Raw genomic sequence first — 20,919 nt, forward strand, 5'->3', positions numbered from 1 at the left:
AAAAAACTAATTTACCTTTTATTTACAGCTTTGTTAGTACTTAGTTGTAATACGTCAGATGATAATAAGCTGAATAATTCTGACGGTGTTATTGATCAACCAGATGATGATAATCCAAATATTGGATATAATATGCCTTTGAATTTATATGTTGAATTTAAGAATAGTGATGGAGCAAATATTTTTGCTCCTCATAATCCTCTTGAGGATGAAAATTCAATAGAAGTTAATGTATATGGAGAAAACGGATATGAAAATGAATATCCCTATCCAGCAACTCATCAAGGACGTACGTTTATTAGGTTTGATAATGGTACTGCATCTGACGGATCAAAAGTTTATGCTCTTCGATTAGGAGATTATTTATCGAAATATTTTTATAATTCTAGTTTGCAAGAGGTTTTTAATATTAGAAAATGGCTTAAATATAGAATAACTTTTCCGGATGATACTGTTTATGAAGTAAAAGTTGAAGGAGCTTTACTTAACAGTAATTCAATGGGTTATTATCCTACGAGAATTTATGTGAACGATGAGTTAAAATGGGAACAGCCAGAAGGTAATAGGTCAGGTTTTGTTAACTTAACTATTGTAAAATAAATGAAAAAAGGAAATCTCAATATTGCGAGATTTCCTTTTTTGTTATCTTTTTACTTTATAATGTTTCTTTTTACTCTTTAGTTACAATCTGCATGGTTTCTAAGTTTACTTGTTGTAGTAAAACCGTTTTACCATTGATAACCGATTGTGCTGCTTTTTCATCGAAATGGCGAATGGTATAAAGCGAGACATTTTCGTCAAAACTTACATTAAAGTTTTTAGAAAGTTCTTGGTTTAAGGTTTCAAAATTATTGAATTTATCTTCTACACAAACGGTAAAACTAATTGCTGAATTCTGAATTACGTTTACTTTTATATGGTTTTCTCCAAACCATTTAAAAATTTCACTTACTTGAGATTCCATTATAAATGAGAAATCTTTTGATGAAATTGAAATTAGTAACTGGTTTTTCTTTACGATAAAACAAGGTACAAAAGGTTCTAAAATAGCTCCTCTTGAAACCGAAGTTCCTGGTAAAGTTGGATTAACAAACGATTTTACATACAAAGGAATTTCTTTTTTCTGTAAAGGTTGTAAGGTTTTTGGGTGAATTACCGATGCTCCGTAAAATGCCAACTCAATAGCTTCTCTATACGAAATTTGATTTAACAAAGTAGTATCTTCAAAATAACGAGGATCAGCATTTAAAACTCCTGGAACATCTTTCCAAATCGTAACGCTTTTCGCATCTAAACAATAAGCAAAAATCGCAGCCGAATAATCAGAACCTTCTCTTCCTAAAGTAACCGAAAAATGATTTGGGTCTGAACCTATAAATCCTTGCGTGATGTAAAGCTTTTCCGATTGAATTTGATTCTTAATATTATTCTCTGTTTTTGTCCAATCTACTACTGCGTCTCGATAAGTTGTGTCGGTTTTAATTAAATTACGAGAATCGATCCAAACGTTTTCAATATTTTCTTGATTGAAAAAATAACTTAAAATTGTAGTTGATAAAATCTCACCGTAACAAACAATCTGATCATAAACAAAATTGTAATTTGGTGATTTATTATTCGAAAGAAAATATTCCATTTCGCCAAATAATACATTTACTTTATCAAAAACCAAATGATTTTTGTCTTCAAATAAACCATCTATAATTCCAAAATGATAATCCTTGACAACTTGGATGGCCTGTTTTAATTCTTCAGGTTTCTTAAAATAATTGTTGATAACATCTTCTAAAGCATTGGTTGTCTTGCCCATTGCAGAAGCGATGATTAAACTATTGTCAAAACCTACCGTTTGTAAAACGTGCAAAACATTACGAATCGCTTGCGGATCTTTTATCGATGCGCCTCCAAATTTAAATACTCTCATTTTTTTAAATTATAAATAAATCATTTTTAAAATTTTTAATGGTTTTCAGTTTGTTTTTTGAGTTGCTTTTTTTATCTAATGAGTCAGATTAGATGTTTTTTATAGAATTCAAAATTACAAAAAAAGCGAACTAACAAATTTGAAAACTTTGTTAATTAAAAAGAATTAAACATTTTGCTATAAATTGAGGTTAAAATTTTATTTTTAGCGATATTTGCCTACAAAAAACACAACTAAAATACTATAATGGAACAAAGACACATTACATTAGGTGAATTTATTATTAAGCGTCAAGAAGATTTTGGTTACTCTTCTGGTGAGTTATCTCGATTAATAAATTCAATTCGTTTGGCTGCAAAAATTGTTAGTCAGAAAGTAAATCAAGCCGGTTTGGTTGATATAACTGGTTCTTTTGGAAAAGAAAATATACAAGGAGAAGTTCAGCAAAAATTAGATGTTTACGCTAATGATGTGTTTATTGAAACTTTAGTAAATAGAGATATTTTATGTGGAATTGGGTCTGAAGAAAATGATGATTTTATTTCAATTTCTGGAAACGATAAATCAAATACAAACAAATATGTGGTTTTGATGGATCCACTTGACGGATCTTCAAATATTGATGTAAATGTTTCTGTTGGAACGATTTTTTCTATTTTTAGACGAGTAACTCCAATCGGAACTCCAGTTACTTCTGAAGATTTCTTGCAAAAAGGAATTCATCAAGTAGCTGCAGGTTATGTGATTTATGGTTCTTCGACAATGTTGGTTTATACAACTGGTAATGGAGTTAATGGATTTACATTAGATCCAGCTTTAGGAACATTTTTCTTATCTCATCCAAATATGAAAATTACTGATGATGGTTCTATATATTCTGTAAACGAAGGAAACTACAATCAATTTTGCGATGGTGTTAAGGCTTATCTAGAATATTGTAAAGATGATGTTTCTAAAAAACAATATAGTTCTCGTTACATAGGAAGTTTGGTTGCTGATGTTCATAGAAATATGTTGAAAGGCGGTATTTATATGTATCCAGGAATTAAGAAAAATCCGAGTGGAAAATTACGTTTACTTTATGAATGTAATCCATTTGCTTATATCGTTGAACAAGCTGGAGGAAAAGCTTCTGATGGAGTTAATCGTATTATGGAAATTGAACCAACGGATTTACATCAGCGTGTTCCATTTTTCTGTGGAAGTAAAAATATGGTTGAAAAAGCTGAAGAATTTATCAAAGCTAGTAAATAATAAGTTTTTAATATATGAAAAAGAGCAAGTTTTAAACTTGCTCTTTTTTGTTTTCCTCTTTTGTGAATAATTCAATTTCTTTCATGAAACGTTCGCTATCAACTTCAAGTACCAAAAGCGATAAAGCTTTGTCTGTCAGTTTGTTTATGTCTCCAGAAAAACCTAAAGCAGAAGTGAATTTTCTTAAAATATCTTTTTGTTTTGGTCCAAGCATGTGATTTACAAAAACCATTCGTGCCAAATCATACAATCTTTCTATTCGTTGCGTTTGTAAATACGGTGGATTAACAGGGTAATTATTCGGGTTAGCAAGTATCTTTTTGTAGTCTTCGTCAGAAATATCTAATTTAGTTTTCAATTCGTCTATGAAGTGCATTTCCTCTTCATTGAAATCTCCATCAGCTAAAGCTACACGTACAATCGCTGCAAAGTGACCTTTGTTTCTTTCTGTAAAACCTGAGTCGTAAATATCGTAATATGACATATTAGCTTCTTTTTAATAGTTAATTATTAGTTTATGTAATATTAGTGTAAAAATAATGAATATTATATTATTTGCTGGTTTTTTTTATTGTTAAAATAGATAAATAATTTTATTTTCTAGTTTGTTGTTTTTTGAGTGTTAAGTGTTTGTTTGTTAGTGAAATAAGCTTTTGTTTGTTATTTTTGAAAAATTGTTTCTTTTTGTGAAAAATATATTTTTATAACTCAAACTAATTATTACTTTTGTTGCTTGAAATAACGAGTTTTGAAATAGCCGTTTAACAATGCTATTTACTTGTGTTTCGGTGATTTGACTTATGAAAGAAATAGGTTTTTCTAAGAAAGAAAAGTACGATAAAGCTTATTTAAGAATTGCTAGAGAATGGGGGCAATTATCTTATTGCCAACGAAAAAAAGTTGGAGCAATCATCGTTAAAGATAAAATGATTATATCTGATGGATATAATGGAACTCCGTCCGGATTTGAAAATTGTTGTGAAGACGACAATGGTTTGACAAAATGGTATGTGTTACATGCCGAAGCTAATGCGATTCTTAAAGTCGCAAAATCTACTCAAAGTTGTGTGAATGCAACTTTGTATATCACCATGTCTCCGTGTAAAGAATGTAGTAAATTAATTCATCAATCTGGGATAACTCGCGTGGTTTACATGTCTGATTATAAAGATAAAGAAGGAATTGTTTTTCTTGAAAAAGCAGGTGTTGAGATTGTTCATATTTCTGATTTAGATTAATCGACTATGAAACTTAGGAATTTTTTATGGCCCTTACTTTTAGTTATTTCTTTAGCTATTGGTGTAATCATTGGAGGTTATTTTCCTTTTTTTAATAAACCTTTGGGTGATTCTTTTCAGGATAAAGGTCGAGATAAGTTAAATAAATTGATTGATTTAATCGAAAAAGAATATGTTGATAATGTTGATACAGATTCGATTATTGATTTAACAGTAAACAATATTCTTGCACAACTTGATCCACATTCCGTTTATATCGCTAAAAACGAAATGGACGAAGTTCAAGAATCGATGAAGGGTTCATTTGTAGGAATTGGTGTAAATTATTATAATTATAAAGATACATTAACTGTTATTAAACCTGTTTTTGGAGGACCTTCTTATAAAGCTGGATTAAAAAACGGAGATCGAATTTTATTCGCTGATGATTTCAAACTTTTTGGAAATGACATCAAAAATGACTCTCTTGTGAGTATCTTAAAAGGAGATTCGGGTTCAAAAGTTACTCTTAAAGTTTTTAGGAAAAAAGAGAATAAGATTTTTTCTGTTGTTGTAACCCGAGGTGAAATTCCATTAAAAAGTGTTGATGTTGGCTTGATGCTAAAAGATAAAACAGGATTTATTAAAATCAATCGTTTCTCTGAAACTACTTATGCTGAATTTAAAACAGCTTTGGATGAATTGATTAAAAACGGAGCTAAAGAAATAATTCTTGATTTACGTGAAAACGGTGGAGGTTATATGGATCAAGCAGTTCAGATTGTTGATGAATTTCTTTCTGATGGTGATATTATCGTTAAAACAATAAATAAGCAAGGTAAAGAGCGTATTACAAAAGCAACTAATAAAGGTAGTTTTGAAAACGGAAAACTTACTATTCTGATAAATGAAAATTCGGCTTCAGCAAGTGAAATTATTGCAGGAGCAATTCAAGATAATGATCGAGGAACTATTGTTGGTCGTCGTTCATACGGAAAAGGTTTGGTGCAAAGAGAAATGTATTTAGGAGATGGTTCTGCTGTTCGATTAACAACTGCTAGATATTATACACCTTCTGGACGTTCAATTCAGAAACCTTATAATGATGGAATTGATGAATATTCTAATGAGTTATATACTCGATTTGAATCTGGGGAACTTTATGAGCGAGATAGCATTCACTTAGCAGATAGTTTGCAATTCAAGACCAAAGCTGGTAAAATTGTTTATGGCGGCGGTGGAATTGTACCAGATGTTTTTATTCCATTAAAGAATAAAAGCGGGGAAGATGCCATTCAGCTTTTAATGCGTACAAGTTTGGTTAGTAATTTTGTTTTTGTACAAATCGATGAAGATCGCAATGTTTTTGAATCGCTTTCTACTCAAGATTTAATTAAAAAATTGAATACAGATCCAAAGTATTTTAATAACCTAAAAAAGCATTTAACTAGCGAAGGGTTGTTGTTTAATTTAGATAAACATAAAAAAAGCATTATGTTTTATTTAACTGCAGAATATATAAATCAGCTTAAATCTGATCAAGATTATTACGAGTGGATTTTAAAAGAAGATCCGATGTTGAAAGTTTTAAAGAAATAAAAAAAAGCGTTGTGAAAAGTTCACAGCGCTTTTTTCATAAAAACTAACTAAATTAATATTTTTCCTTTTCATAGAAATCGAAATTACATTTTCAAATTCCGTGCCAAAGTTGTTTTTTATTTAATTTTTCTTTCTTCAGAAGTTCTGGTTTCTGATTTTTGTTCGGTGTTTCTATTAGAATTATTTCTGTTAGAAGTATTGTTTTCTCTACTGTTATTTGAATTACTTCCACGATTTGAATCGTTTCTAGAAGTGTTATTTCGTATTGTTGAGTTTTGATTTTGCTGACGATCAACTTCTCTTTGTGGATTGTTATTAAAAGAACCGCAACTTTGTAAACACAATGTAAAAATGAAAACAAGTCCAAATATTTTTATAAGAATAGATTTTTTCATGTTGTAAAATTAAAAAGAGCTAAATCAAAATGAAATAGCTCCTAAATATATGGAAAATTATTTAATCTCTGTCAAGAAAATTTCTTTCGGATGTCTAACTTTTTTCATTCCTTGTAACCAATCTCCTTCAGTTGCACGGTGTCCTAAAGTTAAAATTACGGCACTTTTTAGGCCTTTTTCTTCTAAGCCTAAAAGTTTGTCTAAATCTGCATTTACAAATCCTTCCATTGGAGTTGCGTCAACTTTTAACACTGCTGCAGTTGTCAAAGCAACACCAAAGGCAATATAAGCTTGTTTTGCTGTATGAGCAGCTTGTGCTTCTTCTGGTAAGTTTAAATACGTGTCCTTTAATGATTGAACATAATCTGCTGTTGCTTCACTTGGTAATCCACGTTCTGCATTCATATGGTCATAAATAAAATCAATGCGTTCTGCCGTGTATTTATCCCAAGAAGCAAAAACCAAAACGTGAGAACCGTCAACAATTTGAGATTGTCCGTAAGCAATTGGTTGAATTTTTTCTCTCAATTCTTTATTGCTGATTGAAATGATTTGGAAAGGTTGTAAACCAGATGAGGTTGGCGCTAAATATGCAGCTTCGATAATTTGGTCAACTAATTCTTGTGATACTGGCTCACCGCTCATTTTTTTTGTAGCGTATCTCCAGTTTAATGCGTTTAATATATCCATTTCTATATTTGTTTAAATTTTATAATTCAAAATTAGAATATAATTTTCAGTTTCAACTTAATCTAAATTAATAAATTTTATTGTTCGATTTTAGAATTAAATTCGTAAATCTTATTCGGAGTTACACAGTAATTCAATGCAATGTCGTTTTCAAAAATATCTTCAATTTTTTCTTCAGGGTCAAATAAAGATAACCCAATCTTGATGGTATTTTTTTTACATTTCGAAAGAAACAAATCATAAAAACCTTTTCCGTAACCAACTCGATTTCCGTTTTTGTCATAAGCTAATAGCGGAATAAAAACGACATCAATCATTTCATCTGCTATTGGAATTCCATTCACAGGTTCTGGAATGTTCCATTCGTTTTTTACAATTTTTAAATTATCAGTCAATAAAACGTGATTCATTTTTCTGGTTTCAAAATCTGAACGTGACAAAATCACATTTTTATCCTTTCCAGATAAAATCTGAAGTAAAAATTCGGTATTAACTTCTCGATGTTCTGTAATCGATAAAAACAGATGATAATTTTCGAAATCCCAAATGGGCAATTGCAAACAATTATTAGCAATTGCTAAACTCAAATCTTCTAATTTTTCTGAATCAATGGTTTTACGAAGTTCTTTATATTTTTTACGAAGTTCTTTTTTTTGCATTTTGATGAGGTGAATTTTGAAAGATAAAGTTACTAAATAATGAAAACAAAAGTCTAATTTAGTGGTGTCAATTAAAATTGCTCTAGAAAATAATTCAAAAATATGTTGCCTCAATTAGAACTTCAAATTAAAACTTTACCCAACCAACCTGGTGTTTATCAATATTTCGATAAAGACGATAAAATTTTATATGTTGGAAAAGCTAAAAATTTGAAAAAACGTGTGAGTTCCTATTTTAATAAAATTCACGAAAGTTCTAAAACTAATGTTCTGGTTAAGAAAATTGTTTCCATAAAACATATCGTAGTTCCAACAGAAACCGATGCCTTATTATTGGAAAATAATTTAATTAAAACGCTACAACCTCGTTATAATGTTTTATTAAAAGATGATAAATCGTACCCTTGGATTTGCATCAAACGTGAACGTTTCCCAAGAGTTTTTACTACCAGAAGAATGGTTAAAGATGGTTCGGATTATTTTGGACCTTATACAAATGTGAAAACGGTTTACACACTTTTGGATTTAATTAAAGAATTATATCCGTTACGAACTTGTAATTTCGATTTATCCGTTTCAAACATTAAAGCCGAAAAATTTAAAGTTTGTTTAGAATATCACATCGGAAATTGTAGCGGACCTTGTGATGCTAACGAATCTGAAGTTGAATACGACCAAAAAATTAAAGCGATTAAAGATATTCTGAAAGGTAATTTCAAAGAAAATTTGAAAGAATTTCGTGATTTGATGATGAAATTGGCTTCCGAAATGAAATTTGAAGAAGCACAGAAAATCAAAAATAAAATCGAAATTTTAGAAAATTATCAAGCAAAATCTACGATTGTAAATCCAAAGATTAGCAATGTGGATGTTTTTTCAATTATTTCTGATGAAGCGATGGCTTATGTAAATTTCTTACAGATTTCGCACGGAGCCATTATTCGTTCGCATACTTTAGAATTAAAAAAGAAGCTTGAAGAAACCGACCAAGAATTACTAGAATTAGCAATTGTTGAATTGCGAGAACGTTTTCATTTACTTTCTAAAGAAATTATCGTACCTTTTGACTTGGAATTGGGTGAAGGACTGAATATTACAGTTCCAAAACTTGGAGATAAAAAACAGCTTTTGGATTTGTCTGAACGAAATGCTAAATACTATCGTTTAGACCAGTTAAAACAAATGAAAATTGTAGATCCAGACCGTCACGCTAATCGAATTATGGCTCAGATGAAAAAGGATTTGCGTTTATCAATTGAGCCACGTCATATCGAATGTTTTGATAATTCAAATATTCAAGGAACCAATCCAGTTTCAGCTTGTGTGGTTTTTAAAGATGGAAAACCTAGTAAAAAGGATTACCGTCATTTCAATATCAAAACCGTTGATGGACCAAATGATTTTGCTTCGATGGAAGAAGTTGTTTACAGACGATACAAACGTGTGATGGAAGAAAATGAACCGATTCCGCAATTGATTGTTATTGATGGTGGAAAAGGGCAATTATCTTCAGCTTTGAAAAGTTTAGATGATTTAGGATTGCGAGGAAAAGTTGCTATTATTGGAATTGCAAAACGTTTGGAAGAAATTTATTATCCTGGCGATTCAATTCCGTTATATTTAGATAAAAAATCTGAATCGTTGAAAGTGATTCAACACATACGAAATGAAGCACACCGATTCGGAATTACGTTTCATAGAGACAAACGTAGTAAAAATGCGATTCAATCTGGCCTGACTGTGATTCCTGGAATTGGAGAAAAAACAATGGAAAAATTATTAACCGAATTTAAATCTTTAAAAAGATTAAAAGAAGCACCTGAAACCGAAATTGCCAAAGTAATTGGAAAATCGAAAGCAGAAAAGGTGGTTCAATATTTTAGCACAACTTAAACTTATGAATAATCGAGTATTTTTTCTTTTAATATTAATATGTTTTTCGAGCCTCAGTTTTGCTCAAACAGAACAAGATTCTTTAAAGAAACGACCAAAAGTAGGAGTTGTTCTTAGTGGTGGTGGTGCTAAAGGTTTGGCGCACATTGGTGTTTTGAAAGTATTAGAAGAGAATAATGTTAAAATCGATTATATCGGCGGAACCAGTATGGGAGCGATAATCGGCGGATTGTATGCCGCTGGTTATTCAGCAAATCAATTAGATTCAATTTTTAGAACTGTTGATTCAGATGCATTAATTCAAGATTTTGTCCCTCGAATTTCAAAATCGTTTTACGAAAAACGAAACGATGAAATTTATGCGATTCAATTGCCTTTTGAAAATTTTAAAATCGGGATGCCCGAAGCACTTTCAAAAGGAATGTATAACTACAATTTACTTTCTCGTTTGCTTTCTCATGTTCGATATGAACGTGATTTTAATAATTTACAAATTCCTTTTGTTTGTATTGCAACGGATGTTGAAACGGGAAAACAAGTCATTTTAAACTCAGGAAATCTTACTCAAAATATTTTAGCATCTGGGGCTTTGCCAAGTTTATATACACCTGTAGAAATTAATGGTAGAGTTTTGGTAGATGGCGGTGTTGCTAACAATTATCCAATTGATGAAGTTCGTGCAATGGGAGCTGATATTATTATTGGAGTTGATGTTCAAGATGGTTTAAAATCAAGAGAAGATTTAAAAGGTGCGGCAGACATACTTATGCAAATTAACAATTTTGCAATGTATGAACACATGAATGAAAAAATTAGACAAACAGATTTTTATATTAAACCTGATATCAAAGGGTTTTCTGTAGTTTCGTTTGACCAAGGTGTTGAAATTGTGAAACGTGGTGAAAATGCGGCACGTGAATATCAAGGTGATTTCGTTGCTTTAGGAATGTTGAATTTTGAAGAAAAACGAAATAAAATTGCTATTGTAAAAAAAGATTCATTACATATTTCTAAAATAAAGATTAATAAATTAAACGATTTCACGAGTAATTACGTTTACGGTAAAATTAAAATTAAGCCAGGTTATAGCGTTAGTTACGAGAAATTTAACAGTGGGATTGATAACTTAAATGCAACTCAAAACTTTAAAGCAATATCGTATGAATTTGAATCTGACGAAGAAAATTGCGATGTTTTAGTTATGAATTTAAAAGAGAATGACGTGCGTCGTTATTTAAAATTTGGATTGCATTTCGATAATCTTTATAAAAGTGCAATTCTAATTAATGTAACGCAAAAGAAAATGTTTTTCCGAAATGATGTTGCGTCTTTAGATTTTGGTCTTGGAGATAATTCAAGATACAATTTCAACTATTATATCGATAACGGATATTTATGGAGTGTTGGAATTCAATCTAAAATGACTACTTTGAAACGTAATATTTATGATCCAATTACTTCTGATGCGATTTTTAATTCCGGATTGCCAATTTCTCTAAACCTTGAATATTTAGATTTTACAAATAGAATTTATTTCCAAACTTATTTTGCTGAAAGATTTCAAATCGGTGTTGGATTTGAACATAAATTTAATCAAGTTGATGTTCCTAATTTGAATTTAAATAAGCCTTGGTTGGACAAAAGTCATTATTTAGGTGTTTTTGCGAATGTTTTATTCGATACTTATGATAATAAATACTTTCCAAGAAGTGGTTTTTTGTTTTCAGCAGAATATAAAAACTATTTCCATTCATCAAATTACAATAATAATTTTGAAAATTTTTCTCAGTTTAATGGTGAAATCGGTGTTGTAAAAACCATATTTGGAAAGGTTAGTGCTGAGGTGAAATTTGATATGGGAATTTCGTTTAATAGCGAACCTTCAAGTTTTTTTAAATACTTTTTTGGAGGAAATGGATTTCAACCTACAGCTAATATCAAGCAGTTTTACGGGTATAATTTCCTAAGTGTTTTTGATGATTCTTACATTCGTGGTCAGTTTCGTGTTGATTATGAGATATTTAAACGGAATCATATTAATTTTTCTGGAAATTACGCAAATATCGGAAAAAGTATTTTTGAAACTGGTGATTGGGCAAAAAAACCTCGTTTTACTGGTTATGCTATCGGATATGGATATCAGACCGTAATTGGACCTATTGAGTTGAAATATAGTTGGTCACCAGAAACAAGACAAAATTTCACAAACCTAAGTGTTGGATTTTGGTTTTAGTAGTTTTTTCAACGATTATAATTTTTTCTATAAATTTTAGGTCAAGATTTTAATAATAATAAAATATCTCTATATTTGTTTTTATGAAACACTGGGACGGATTATTAGATTTACTTAAATATTTCATCAAGAGAAATCCTGAATGATTTAAATTAAGAATTGAAAAGAAATTATTAATTTAAATAATTAATCAGTTATGCCATTATATCATAAATTAGGAGAAATTCCACATAAAAGACATACCGTTTTCCGTAAACCTAACGGAGATTTCTATTACGAGCAATTGTTTGGAACAATTGGATTCGATGGAATGTCAACAAATTCATATCACGAACACAGACCAACTCAGGTTAAAGAAATTCGTAAACAATACAGCGTTGCTCCAAAAATCGCAAAAGCTAACAACATTCAATCTTATCGTTTAAGAGGTTTTCAAGTGCCTCCGACTCCAGATTATTTGGAGAGCAGAAAAACGGTTTTGATGAATAGCGATATGGCTATTGTACTTGCTGCACCAACTGATAAAACACAAGATTATTTTTATAAAAATACCGATTCTGATGAGTTGATTTTTATTCATAAAGGAACAGGAACTTTAAGAACCATGTTAGGAAATTTAGATTTCAAATACGGTGATTATTTATTAGTTCCTCGTGGAATTATTTATAAAATCGATTTTGATACAGAAGATAATCGTTTGTTTATTGTAGAATCTCACCGACCTATTTATACACCAAAACGTTACAGAAACTGGTTTGGTCAATTGTTAGAACATTCTCCATTTTGCGAAAGAGATATTCGCAGACCAGAAGTTTTAGAAACGTATAACGAGAAAGGAGATTTTGTAATTAAAGTTAAAAAGCAAAGTGAAATTTTCGAAATGGTTTATGCTACGCATCCGTTTGATGTGATTGGTTATGACGGTTATAATTTTCCTTATGCCTTTTCAATTCACGATTTCGAACCTATTACAGGAAGTATTCATCAACCGCCACCAGTGCACCAAACTTTTGAATCAGATGCATTCGTAGTTTGTTCATTCGTTCCTAGAATGTATGATTATCATCCTGATGCAATTCCTGCTCCTTACAATCATAGTAATATCGACTCAGATGAGGTTCTGTATTATGTAGATGGTGATTTTATGAGTAGAAACGATATCGCTCCAGGACACATTTCATTACATCCTGCCGGGATTCCTCACGGGCCACACCCAGGAACAATGGAGAAAAGTATTGGAAAAGCTAGAACTGAAGAATTAGCTGTAATGGTTGATACTTTTAAACCTTTAATGGTTACAGAAGAGGCAATGAAAATTGCAGATGAAAAATATTACCAATCGTGGTTAGATTAATTTAAACAACAAACAAACACAATATTATTATGGCACAAGAATTAAAATCTGTTGAATACGGATTAGAAAAAATATTTGAAGGAGCACAAGACTTTTTACCAATTTTAGGAACTGATTATGTAGAGTTTTATGTAGGAAATGCAAAGCAAGCTGCACATTTCTATAAAACTGCTTTCGGATTCCAATCTCATGCTTATGCAGGATTAGAAACTGGAAAAAGAGATAGAGCTTCGTACGTTTTAAAACAAGATAAAATTCGTTTGGTTTTAACTACGGCTTTAAATTCTGATTCTCCAATTGGAGAGCACGTGAAAAAACACGGTGACGGAGTTAAAGTGGTTGCAATGTGGGTTGAAGATGCTCGTTATTCTTACGAAGAAACTATCAAGCGTGGTGCAAAATCTTACATGGAACCAACTGTAATTTCTGACGAAAATGGTGAAGTAGTTCAAGCTGGTATTTATGCTTATGGTGAAACTATTTTTATGTTTACAGAACGTAAAAACTACAATGGCATATTCATGCCAGGTTACAAAGAATGGAAATCTGATTATAATCCTACGTCGGTTGGATTGAAATTTGTTGATCACATGGTTGGAAACGTGGGATGGAACAAAATGAACGAATGGGTTAAATGGTTCGAGGATGTAATGGGATTTGTTAACTTCTTATCTTTTGATGATAAACAAATTACTACAGAATATTCTGCATTGATGTCTAAAGTAATGGCGAACGGAAACGGTCGTATTAAATTTCCAATTAACGAACCTGCTGAAGGAAAAAAACGTTCTCAAATCGAAGAATATTTAGATTTCTATGAAGGAGAAGGAGTTCAGCATATTGCTGTTGCAACAGATGATATCATTACTACAGTAGCTGAAATGAAAGCTCGTGGAGTTGAGTTTTTATCTACACCACCTCAAGCTTATTACGATGCTATTCCTGAGCGTTTGAAAGATCACATGGATAAATTCCAAGAAGATATCAAAGAATTACAAAAATTAGGAATCATGATTGATGCTGATGAGGAAGGATATTTATTACAAATTTTCACAAAACCAGTAGAAGATCGTCCAACTTTATTTTTCGAAATTATTCAAAGAATGGGTGCTCGTGGATTTGGAGCAGGGAATTTCAAAGCTTTGTTCGAATCAATCGAGAGAGAGCAAGAGTTGAGAGGAACTTTGTAAAAAGATAGTATATTTCCAACGATTAAGGCTTAAGGTTAAATATTTGTTAAAGATTAAATATTGATTTTTGATAATCAAAAATTGATATACCTTTGCAATCGCAAAAATGAGGTCGTCATAAGCCTCATTTCTGTAATAAATTTTTCATAATTTATAGTTTTTTGGTTGGTTAATAGCATAAAAACTTAGTCATGTAAATGGCTAGGTTTTTTTGTTTTATATTTGGAATAGAAATTGCTTTTCAAGAACTATAAAAAAAATTAATTGTTATGAAAAATACTTTATTTACCATTTTAATACTTTTAACCAGTTGGTTATCATTTGCTCAGGAATCTGCATTTCAAGCAGGTGAATCTTTTAAATTTCAAATTTCTTACGGATTTGTAAATGCTGGCGAAGCCACATTAAATCTTTCTTCTGCAACTTATGATGGCAAAAGTGTTTATCATGCAAAAGGCTATGGCTATACAACAGGTATTACAAAAAAACTTTTCAAAGTTGAAGATGATTATCAAAGTTATTTCGATAAAGTAACAGGAAGACCATATCGTTTTATAAGAAAAATTGATGAAGGTGGTTATAAAAAGAATCAAGAAGGTTTTTTTGATCAAAATATGAAAACTGTTTTGGTCAAAGACTATAAAAATAATTCTCAAAAAACCTTTAATGTAGGTACGAATATTCAAGATATTGTTTCTTCTTTTTACTATTTACGAAATCATGAAAAAATTAAATCACTGAAAAAAGGAGAAACTATTGAAATAGATATGTTTTTTGACGATGAAACCTTTAAATTTAAATTAAAATTTATGGGTAAAGAAGAAATTAAGACTAAATTTGGCAAAATAAACGCATTGAAATTTAGACCTTATGTTCAGTCAGGACGTGTCTTTAAAGAAGATGAAAGTTTAACATTATGGGTCTCAGATGATGAGAACAAAGTTCCGCTTAAAATCCAAGCTAGTTTGATGGTTGGATCTTTAAAAGCAGAATTGATTAAATACAGCGGATTAAAACATAAAATCGTTTTCAAAAAATAATGGAAATAACTACAAAACAACAAGAGAAAATTGATGCTTTAGATCAAAAATTCAAAGCAATTGATCAAAAATTAGATACACATTTAGAAGGTTTACTTTGGCAGAAACCAATCACTTATTGGGATTATATTCAAACGGATGCGTTGTTAAATCTTCAAATTCAACGTTCAACCTTACCTGATGAAATGGTTTTTATCATGTATCATCAAGTGAATGAATTGTTGTTCAAAATGATTTTATGGGAGATGGAACAAATCTGCCATCATGAAAATATCACAACCATTTTCTTTACTGAAAGAATGAATCGTATTACTCGATATTTCGATATGTTAACTACTTCATTCGATATCATGGGTGATGGAATGGAAGTTGAACAATATCTGAAATTCAGAAATACATTAACACCAGCAAGTGGATTTCAAAGTGCACAATATCGTTTAATTGAATTTGCTTCAACTGATCTAATCAATTTAATTGATGCGCGTTACCGTGAAAACATTGACCGAAATACATCTTATGAGCATGCATTCGAACATTTGTATTGGCAAGCTGCTGGTAAAGATTATAAAACAGGTAAAAAATCGTATTTAATTAATGAGTTCGAAAGAAAATACAAAAAAGAGTTTCTTGAATTTATGGAGCAATACAATACCATAAATCTTTGGAGAATTTTCAAAAAGTTACCTGAAGCAGATCAACAAAATCAAGAACTTAGAGCTGCAATGAGACATTACGATAAAACAGTAAATATTACTTGGGTGATGGGACATTTTAATGCAGCAAAAAAATACATTGAGAGCGAATCTGGTCCGCAAGAGGCGACCGGAGGAAGTGATTGGAAAAAATATATGTTACCGCAATATCAAAGAAGGATTTTCTTTCCAGAATTATGGACTCAAGATGAGTTAGATAATTGGGGAAAAGATTGTTTATAATATACAATGAGCTATTTTAAATTTTTATGTGTTCTATCTATTTTTTTATTGTTTTCATGTTCTAAGAATAAAGAACTTGACAATGAAGAAATTATAATTGATACAACTGAAATCGTTAAACCTGAATATGGTTTTGGATTTGAGTTGAATAATTACCGTGTAGAACGCGACACCATTAAACGAGGAGATAATTTGGGTTTGATTTTGGGGCGACATAATTTTGACGCTACCGATATTCATATTATTTCTGAAAAAGTAAAAGATTCGTTCAATATTGCCAAGATTCGTGCAGGAAACGTTTTAACTTTATTAAAAAGCAAATCAGATCCACCAAAATTAGAAGTGTTGATTTACGAACCCGACAAGATGGGTTTTAATGTAATTGATTTCAGAGATTCAACGAAAGCTTATACAGTTAATTATCCAATTACATTTAAGACAAGAACAATTGCAGGTGAAATCGATGGGTCGCTTTCTGCTTCAATTGCTAAAGGCGGTCTTGATGCTGGATTAGCTCATAAACTCGCAAAATCATTTGCTTGGTCAATTGATTTTTTCAAGTTTAAGAAAGGTGATAAGTTCGCTTTATCCGTTAGGGAAAAATATATTAATGATTCAATTTACGTTGGAACAGATGAAATTTTAGGAGCTTATTTCGAATATAAAGGAAAAGATGTTTATGGATTTCCTTATTCTAAATCAGGTGATTCAAATCCAGATTTTTATGATGAAGAAGGTAAGCAAATGCGAACCATGTTCTTGAAAGCACCTTTGAAATATTTTCAGATTACATCAAAATTCTCAAAGAATCGTTTTCATCCTGTTCAGAAGAAGTTTAAAGCACATAACGGAACCGATTATGCTGCACCACAAGGAACACCAATTATGGCAACTGCTTCTGGAACGGTTATTCAAACGGGATATACATCCGGAAATGGAAATTTTGTTAAAATAAAACACGACGGAACTTACACAACTCAATATTTACATATGTCGAAAATATTGGTTCGTAAAGGACAATTTGTGCAACAAGGACAAACCATTGGAAAAGTTGGAAGTACTGGTTTAGCGACTGGTCCGCACGTTTGTTATCGTTTCTGGAAAAATGGTGTTCAAGTTGATCCGCTTAAACAACAATTGCCTGTTTCTGAGCCAATGGATAAAAATGATTTACCAAAATACTTAGAACATATAAAACCAATTAAACAAGATTTAGATACTAAATTGAACCAAAAATTTAAAAAATAACATGCTTGAAAAACTCAATCCTACAGGAACTTTAGCTTGGCAAAATTTGCGAGATCATTTTTTTGATTTACAGTTTGTTAAGATGCAAGATTTGTTTGCAGAAGATTCTGAAAGAGCTCAAAAATTTCATGTGCAATGGAATGATTTTATTTTAGATTTTTCTAAAAATAGAATTACGACAGAAACTCTAAAATTATTGACCGATTTAGCAGATGAAGTTTCTTTAAAAGAAGCTATTGAAGCTATGTTTTCGGGCAAGGAAATTAACGAAACGGAAAATCGTGCGGTTTTACACACGGCTTTGCGAAACCAGAATTTAAACAATGAAGTTTCTGAAACGTTAATTAAAATTGAAACCTTCTCGAATCAAATTATAAGTGGTGAACTAGTTGGTACAACAGGTAAACCTTTTACAGATATTATAAATCTTGGTATTGGAGGTTCTGATTTAGGTCCAAAAATGGTTGTCGAGGCTTTGGTTGATTACAAAAATCATCTGAATTCACATTTTATTTCAAATATCGATAACGATACGATTTCAAGAAAATTAAAAAGCTTAAATCCCGAAACAACATTAGTCATTTTGGTTTCGAAATCTTTTGGGACAATCGAAACTTTGAAAAATGCTGAGATTGTTAGAGACTGGTTGGTTTCAAACGGAATGAATACCGAAAATCATTTGGTTGCTGTTTCATCAAATATTGAAAAATCAATTGCATTTGGAATCAATCCAGAAAATATTTTCCCAATGTGGGACTGGGTAGGTGGACGATTTTCTTTATGGAGCGCCGTTGGTCTGTCAATCAGTTTAAATTTAGGATTTACTAATTTTAAACAATTGTTAGATGGTGCTTATGAAATGGATCAACATTTTAAAACTACTTCATTTGATAAGAATATCCCAGTTGTTTTAGCCCTATTATCCATTTGGTATAATAACTTTTTTGGTTTTGAGACCGAAGCTGTTGTTCCGTATGCAGATTGTATGAAATCGGTTCCTAGTTATTTGCAACAAGTGATTATGGAAAGCAATGGAAAAAATATCAATCGTGAAGGTTTTCCTGTGAATTATGAAACCGGAACGATTATTTGGGGAGAAGTTGGTACAAATTCACAACATGCTTTTTTTCAATTGTTCCATCAAGGAACAAAAATTATTCCTACTGATTTTGTTGGGTTTATTGAACCTTTCGAAAAATCGGAATTACATGATTTGTTAATGGCTAATTTCTTTGCACAAACCGAAGCTTTGATGAATGGAAAAGACGGTGGGATATTTGCTGAAAATAATGCAAATGATCAAAATGCAGCGTTTAAATCTTTTAGAGGAAATCGACCATCAAATACTATTTTAATTCAGAAATTAACTCCCAAAACGCTTGGCTCGTTTTTAGCAATGTACGAGCACAAAACCTTTGTTCAAGGTGTGATTTGGAACATTTACAGCTTTGATCAGTTTGGTGTAGAATACGGAAAAAAATTGGCAGAGAATATTGCTGATGAATTTAAAACTGGAAAAGTTGGTAATCATGATAGTTCAACTAGATTTCTATTAGAAACTTTTTTAAGAAACAAATAAAGTAATAAAAGGAAGCTTCTCGTTAGGTAATGAGAAGCTTCTAATTTATCAACAAGAAGCTTCTCGTGTCATCACAAGAAGCTTCTTGTTTTGTGTTCAGTGCCTGTTGTTTCAATTATTAAAGTCGTCTTGTCAAAGAAAACCTCTCGACCTTTTTTAAGCCCAGTATTTACAAGGCCTTTCAGAGATCAAAAAAACCCAAAAAAACACTCTAAATCCACATAATTTTTATCCTATTGAAATGCTTTTATGAATATTTTCAAATTACCTAATCATTTTAAGACATTAGACTTTCAACTTTATGACTTTCAACTAATAAAAAACTGTAAACACAAAAAAGCAATCCTTAGTGAGATTGCTTTTTAGTTTCGTTATGTTGAGCGATTAAAAATTCTTGAAAATCAGTTGAGGAAGGCAGTTCGAATAATTCTAAATGAAAGAATGGAATTGAAGCTAAGGCGTGATCAAAGATATCAGCCATAATTCCTTCGTAAACTGGCCAATCTGTTGTAGTTGTAAACGCATACAATTCAATAGGTAAACCATGTTCAGTTGGTTGCATGTGGCGAACCATTAAATGAAATTGCTTGTGAATTTTTGGATTGTTTAATAAATAACGTTTCAAATATTCTCTAAACAAACCAATATTGGTCATACGGCGACCGTTTACTAACATCGTTGGGTCGTCAACATGGGTACGATTGAATTCTGCAATTTCTTTTTCACGTTCAATAATATACGATTTTAAAAGTTTGATACGTTTTAAATCATTAATTTCATCTGGCTCTAAAAATCGTATCGAACCCATCTTTATATTTAACGAACGTTTGATTCTTCGACCACCAGATTTTTGCATGGTTCTGAAATTTCGGAACGAATCACTAATCAAAGCATATGTTGGAATCGTAGTTACGGTTTTGTCAAAATTCTGAACTTTAACGGTGTTTAAATTAATCTGAAGAACTGTTCCATCTGCTCCGTATTTAGACATTTCAATCCAATCACCAACACGAACCATATCATTTGACGATACTTGAATACTAGCTACAAAGCCAAGAATTGTATCTTTGAAAACTAAAATTACGATTGCAGAAGCAGCTCCTAAAGCAGTTAATAATCCTGCTGGACTTTTACCAGTGATTTCTGAAAATAAAATGATTGCACAAATCGTATATAGGATTATGGTTACAACCTGAAAATAACTATCTAAAGGTTTGTCTGCAAATCTTTTTTTACTAGCAAGTACATCTTTAAATGTTTTAAAACCTGCATTAATTACTAATGTAATTGTTACCGTTAAAAGTGCATCGATTGTAAGTAATGCAAAATCTGTTGTTTTGTCAAAACCTGTAAAAATGAAAGGAAGTGCTTGACGTGCAATTAATAAAGGAATTAAATGTGTAGCAAATTTTAAAACACCATTCCGAATTAAATAATCATCAACACGTGTTTTACTTCTTCGAATGGATTTGATTAAAACCAACATCAATATTTTTCGCAAAAGAAAATCAATTGCGTACAAAATAATTGCAAGTAGAAATAAAAGAATCAAAGAATTTAAAACATGAGCCATGTTGGAACTAAACCCCAATGATTCGATGAATTGTAATCCGTAAGCGTAAATCTGGCTTTGTAAATTATTATCTATGATGTCCATTTAAAAGTATATTTAGGCAAAAATACATGAAGTGATTTTAAATATTCTTAAA

The 20,919-nt window shown here is 31.0% G+C and carries 18 protein-coding genes; 12 read left to right on the plus strand and 6 right to left on the minus strand.

Annotated elements, in window-relative coordinates; translation table 11 throughout:
• Positions 1-600: hypothetical protein (locus tag EG240_RS12885; RefSeq protein WP_203229319.1), on the plus strand; the 600-nt coding region annotated here is incomplete at its 5' end.
• Between the two features lie 70 nt (positions 601-670).
• Here EG240_RS12885 and EG240_RS12890 read toward each other — a convergent pair.
• On the minus strand, positions 671-1,924 hold the full coding sequence (locus tag EG240_RS12890; protein ID WP_125019801.1) for an aspartate kinase: 1,254 nt from the start codon (positions 1,922-1,924) through the stop codon (positions 671-673).
• 246 nt (positions 1,925-2,170) lie between these two features.
• Here EG240_RS12890 and fbp point away from each other — a divergent pair, with 246 nt between their 5' ends.
• The gene (gene fbp, locus EG240_RS12895) at positions 2,171-3,178 is read left to right on the plus strand and encodes a class 1 fructose-bisphosphatase (RefSeq protein ID WP_125019802.1); all 1,008 of its coding nucleotides are present in this window, start codon (positions 2,171-2,173) and stop codon (positions 3,176-3,178) included.
• 31 nt (positions 3,179-3,209) lie between these two features.
• Here fbp and EG240_RS12900 read toward each other — a convergent pair whose 3' ends face one another.
• Positions 3,210-3,662: a tellurite resistance TerB family protein gene (locus EG240_RS12900; RefSeq protein WP_125019803.1), complete on the minus strand. Its 453-nt coding sequence runs from the start codon at positions 3,660-3,662 to the stop codon at positions 3,210-3,212.
• A gap of 316 nt (positions 3,663-3,978) precedes the next feature.
• Between EG240_RS12900 and EG240_RS12905 the strand changes: the two genes are divergently transcribed.
• Complete coding sequence (locus EG240_RS12905) at positions 3,979-4,416, plus strand: deoxycytidylate deaminase (protein WP_125019804.1); 438 nt, start codon at positions 3,979-3,981, stop codon at positions 4,414-4,416.
• 6 nt (positions 4,417-4,422) lie between these two features.
• Entirely contained in the window at positions 4,423-5,994 is a 1,572-nt protein-coding gene (locus tag EG240_RS12910) for a S41 family peptidase (protein WP_125019805.1), read from the plus strand.
• A gap of 116 nt (positions 5,995-6,110) precedes the next feature.
• Here the strand turns inward: EG240_RS12910 and EG240_RS12915 are convergent, their stop codons facing one another.
• From EG240_RS12915 to EG240_RS12925, 3 genes are all read right to left on the minus strand, one after another.
• Positions 6,111-6,389, minus strand: coding sequence for a hypothetical protein (locus EG240_RS12915; protein WP_125019806.1), 279 nt, complete (start codon positions 6,387-6,389; stop codon positions 6,111-6,113).
• Between the two features lie 57 nt (positions 6,390-6,446).
• A complete protein-coding gene (locus EG240_RS12920; protein WP_125019807.1) occupies positions 6,447-7,079 on the minus strand; it encodes a nitroreductase family protein in 633 nt (210 codons plus the stop codon).
• A gap of 77 nt (positions 7,080-7,156) precedes the next feature.
• A complete protein-coding gene (locus EG240_RS12925; protein ID WP_125019808.1) occupies positions 7,157-7,738 on the minus strand; it encodes a 5-formyltetrahydrofolate cyclo-ligase in 582 nt (193 codons plus the stop codon).
• 102 nt (positions 7,739-7,840) lie between these two features.
• Between EG240_RS12925 and uvrC the strand changes: the two genes are divergently transcribed.
• The 8 genes from uvrC to pgi all read left to right on the plus strand — a co-directional run bounded on the left by uvrC (position 7,841) and on the right by pgi (position 19,210).
• Complete coding sequence (gene uvrC / locus EG240_RS12930; protein WP_125019809.1) at positions 7,841-9,631, plus strand: excinuclease ABC subunit UvrC; 1,791 nt, start codon at positions 7,841-7,843, stop codon at positions 9,629-9,631.
• 4 nt (positions 9,632-9,635) lie between these two features.
• Positions 9,636-11,864, plus strand: a complete 2,229-nt coding sequence (locus EG240_RS12935) for a patatin-like phospholipase family protein (protein WP_125019810.1) — start codon at positions 9,636-9,638, stop codon at positions 11,862-11,864.
• A gap of 196 nt (positions 11,865-12,060) precedes the next feature.
• Entirely contained in the window at positions 12,061-13,218 is a 1,158-nt protein-coding gene (locus EG240_RS12940) for a homogentisate 1,2-dioxygenase (RefSeq protein WP_125019811.1), read from the plus strand.
• A 29-nt stretch (positions 13,219-13,247) separates the two neighbouring features.
• Complete coding sequence (gene hppD / locus EG240_RS12945; RefSeq protein ID WP_125019812.1) at positions 13,248-14,408, plus strand: 4-hydroxyphenylpyruvate dioxygenase; 1,161 nt, start codon at positions 13,248-13,250, stop codon at positions 14,406-14,408.
• Between the two features lie 269 nt (positions 14,409-14,677).
• Positions 14,678-15,448, plus strand: coding sequence for a DUF3108 domain-containing protein (locus EG240_RS12950; RefSeq protein ID WP_125019813.1), 771 nt, complete (start codon positions 14,678-14,680; stop codon positions 15,446-15,448).
• Positions 15,448-16,383 carry a tryptophan 2,3-dioxygenase family protein gene (locus tag EG240_RS12955; RefSeq protein ID WP_125019814.1) on the plus strand — a complete coding sequence of 312 codons (936 nt, stop codon included), beginning with the start codon at positions 15,448-15,450 and terminating at the stop codon, positions 16,381-16,383. The genes EG240_RS12950 and EG240_RS12955 overlap by 1 nt, the downstream gene beginning before the upstream one ends.
• Positions 16,384-16,389: 6 nt before the next feature.
• Positions 16,390-17,631: a M23 family metallopeptidase gene (locus EG240_RS12960; RefSeq protein WP_125019815.1), complete on the plus strand. Its 1,242-nt coding sequence runs from the start codon at positions 16,390-16,392 to the stop codon at positions 17,629-17,631.
• 1 nt (position 17,632) lies between these two features.
• Entirely contained in the window at positions 17,633-19,210 is a 1,578-nt protein-coding gene (gene pgi / locus EG240_RS12965; protein ID WP_125019816.1) for a glucose-6-phosphate isomerase, read from the plus strand.
• 346 nt (positions 19,211-19,556) lie between these two features.
• Here the strand turns inward: pgi and EG240_RS12970 are convergent, their stop codons facing one another.
• Positions 19,557-20,867, minus strand: coding sequence for a mechanosensitive ion channel family protein (locus EG240_RS12970; protein ID WP_125019817.1), 1,311 nt, complete (start codon positions 20,865-20,867; stop codon positions 19,557-19,559).
• Positions 20,868-20,919: the final 52 nt, after the last annotated feature.

Origin of the sequence: Paenimyroides tangerinum, assembly GCF_003865405.1 — a bacterium.
Taxonomy (GTDB): domain Bacteria; phylum Bacteroidota; class Bacteroidia; order Flavobacteriales; family Flavobacteriaceae; genus Flavobacterium; species Flavobacterium tangerinum.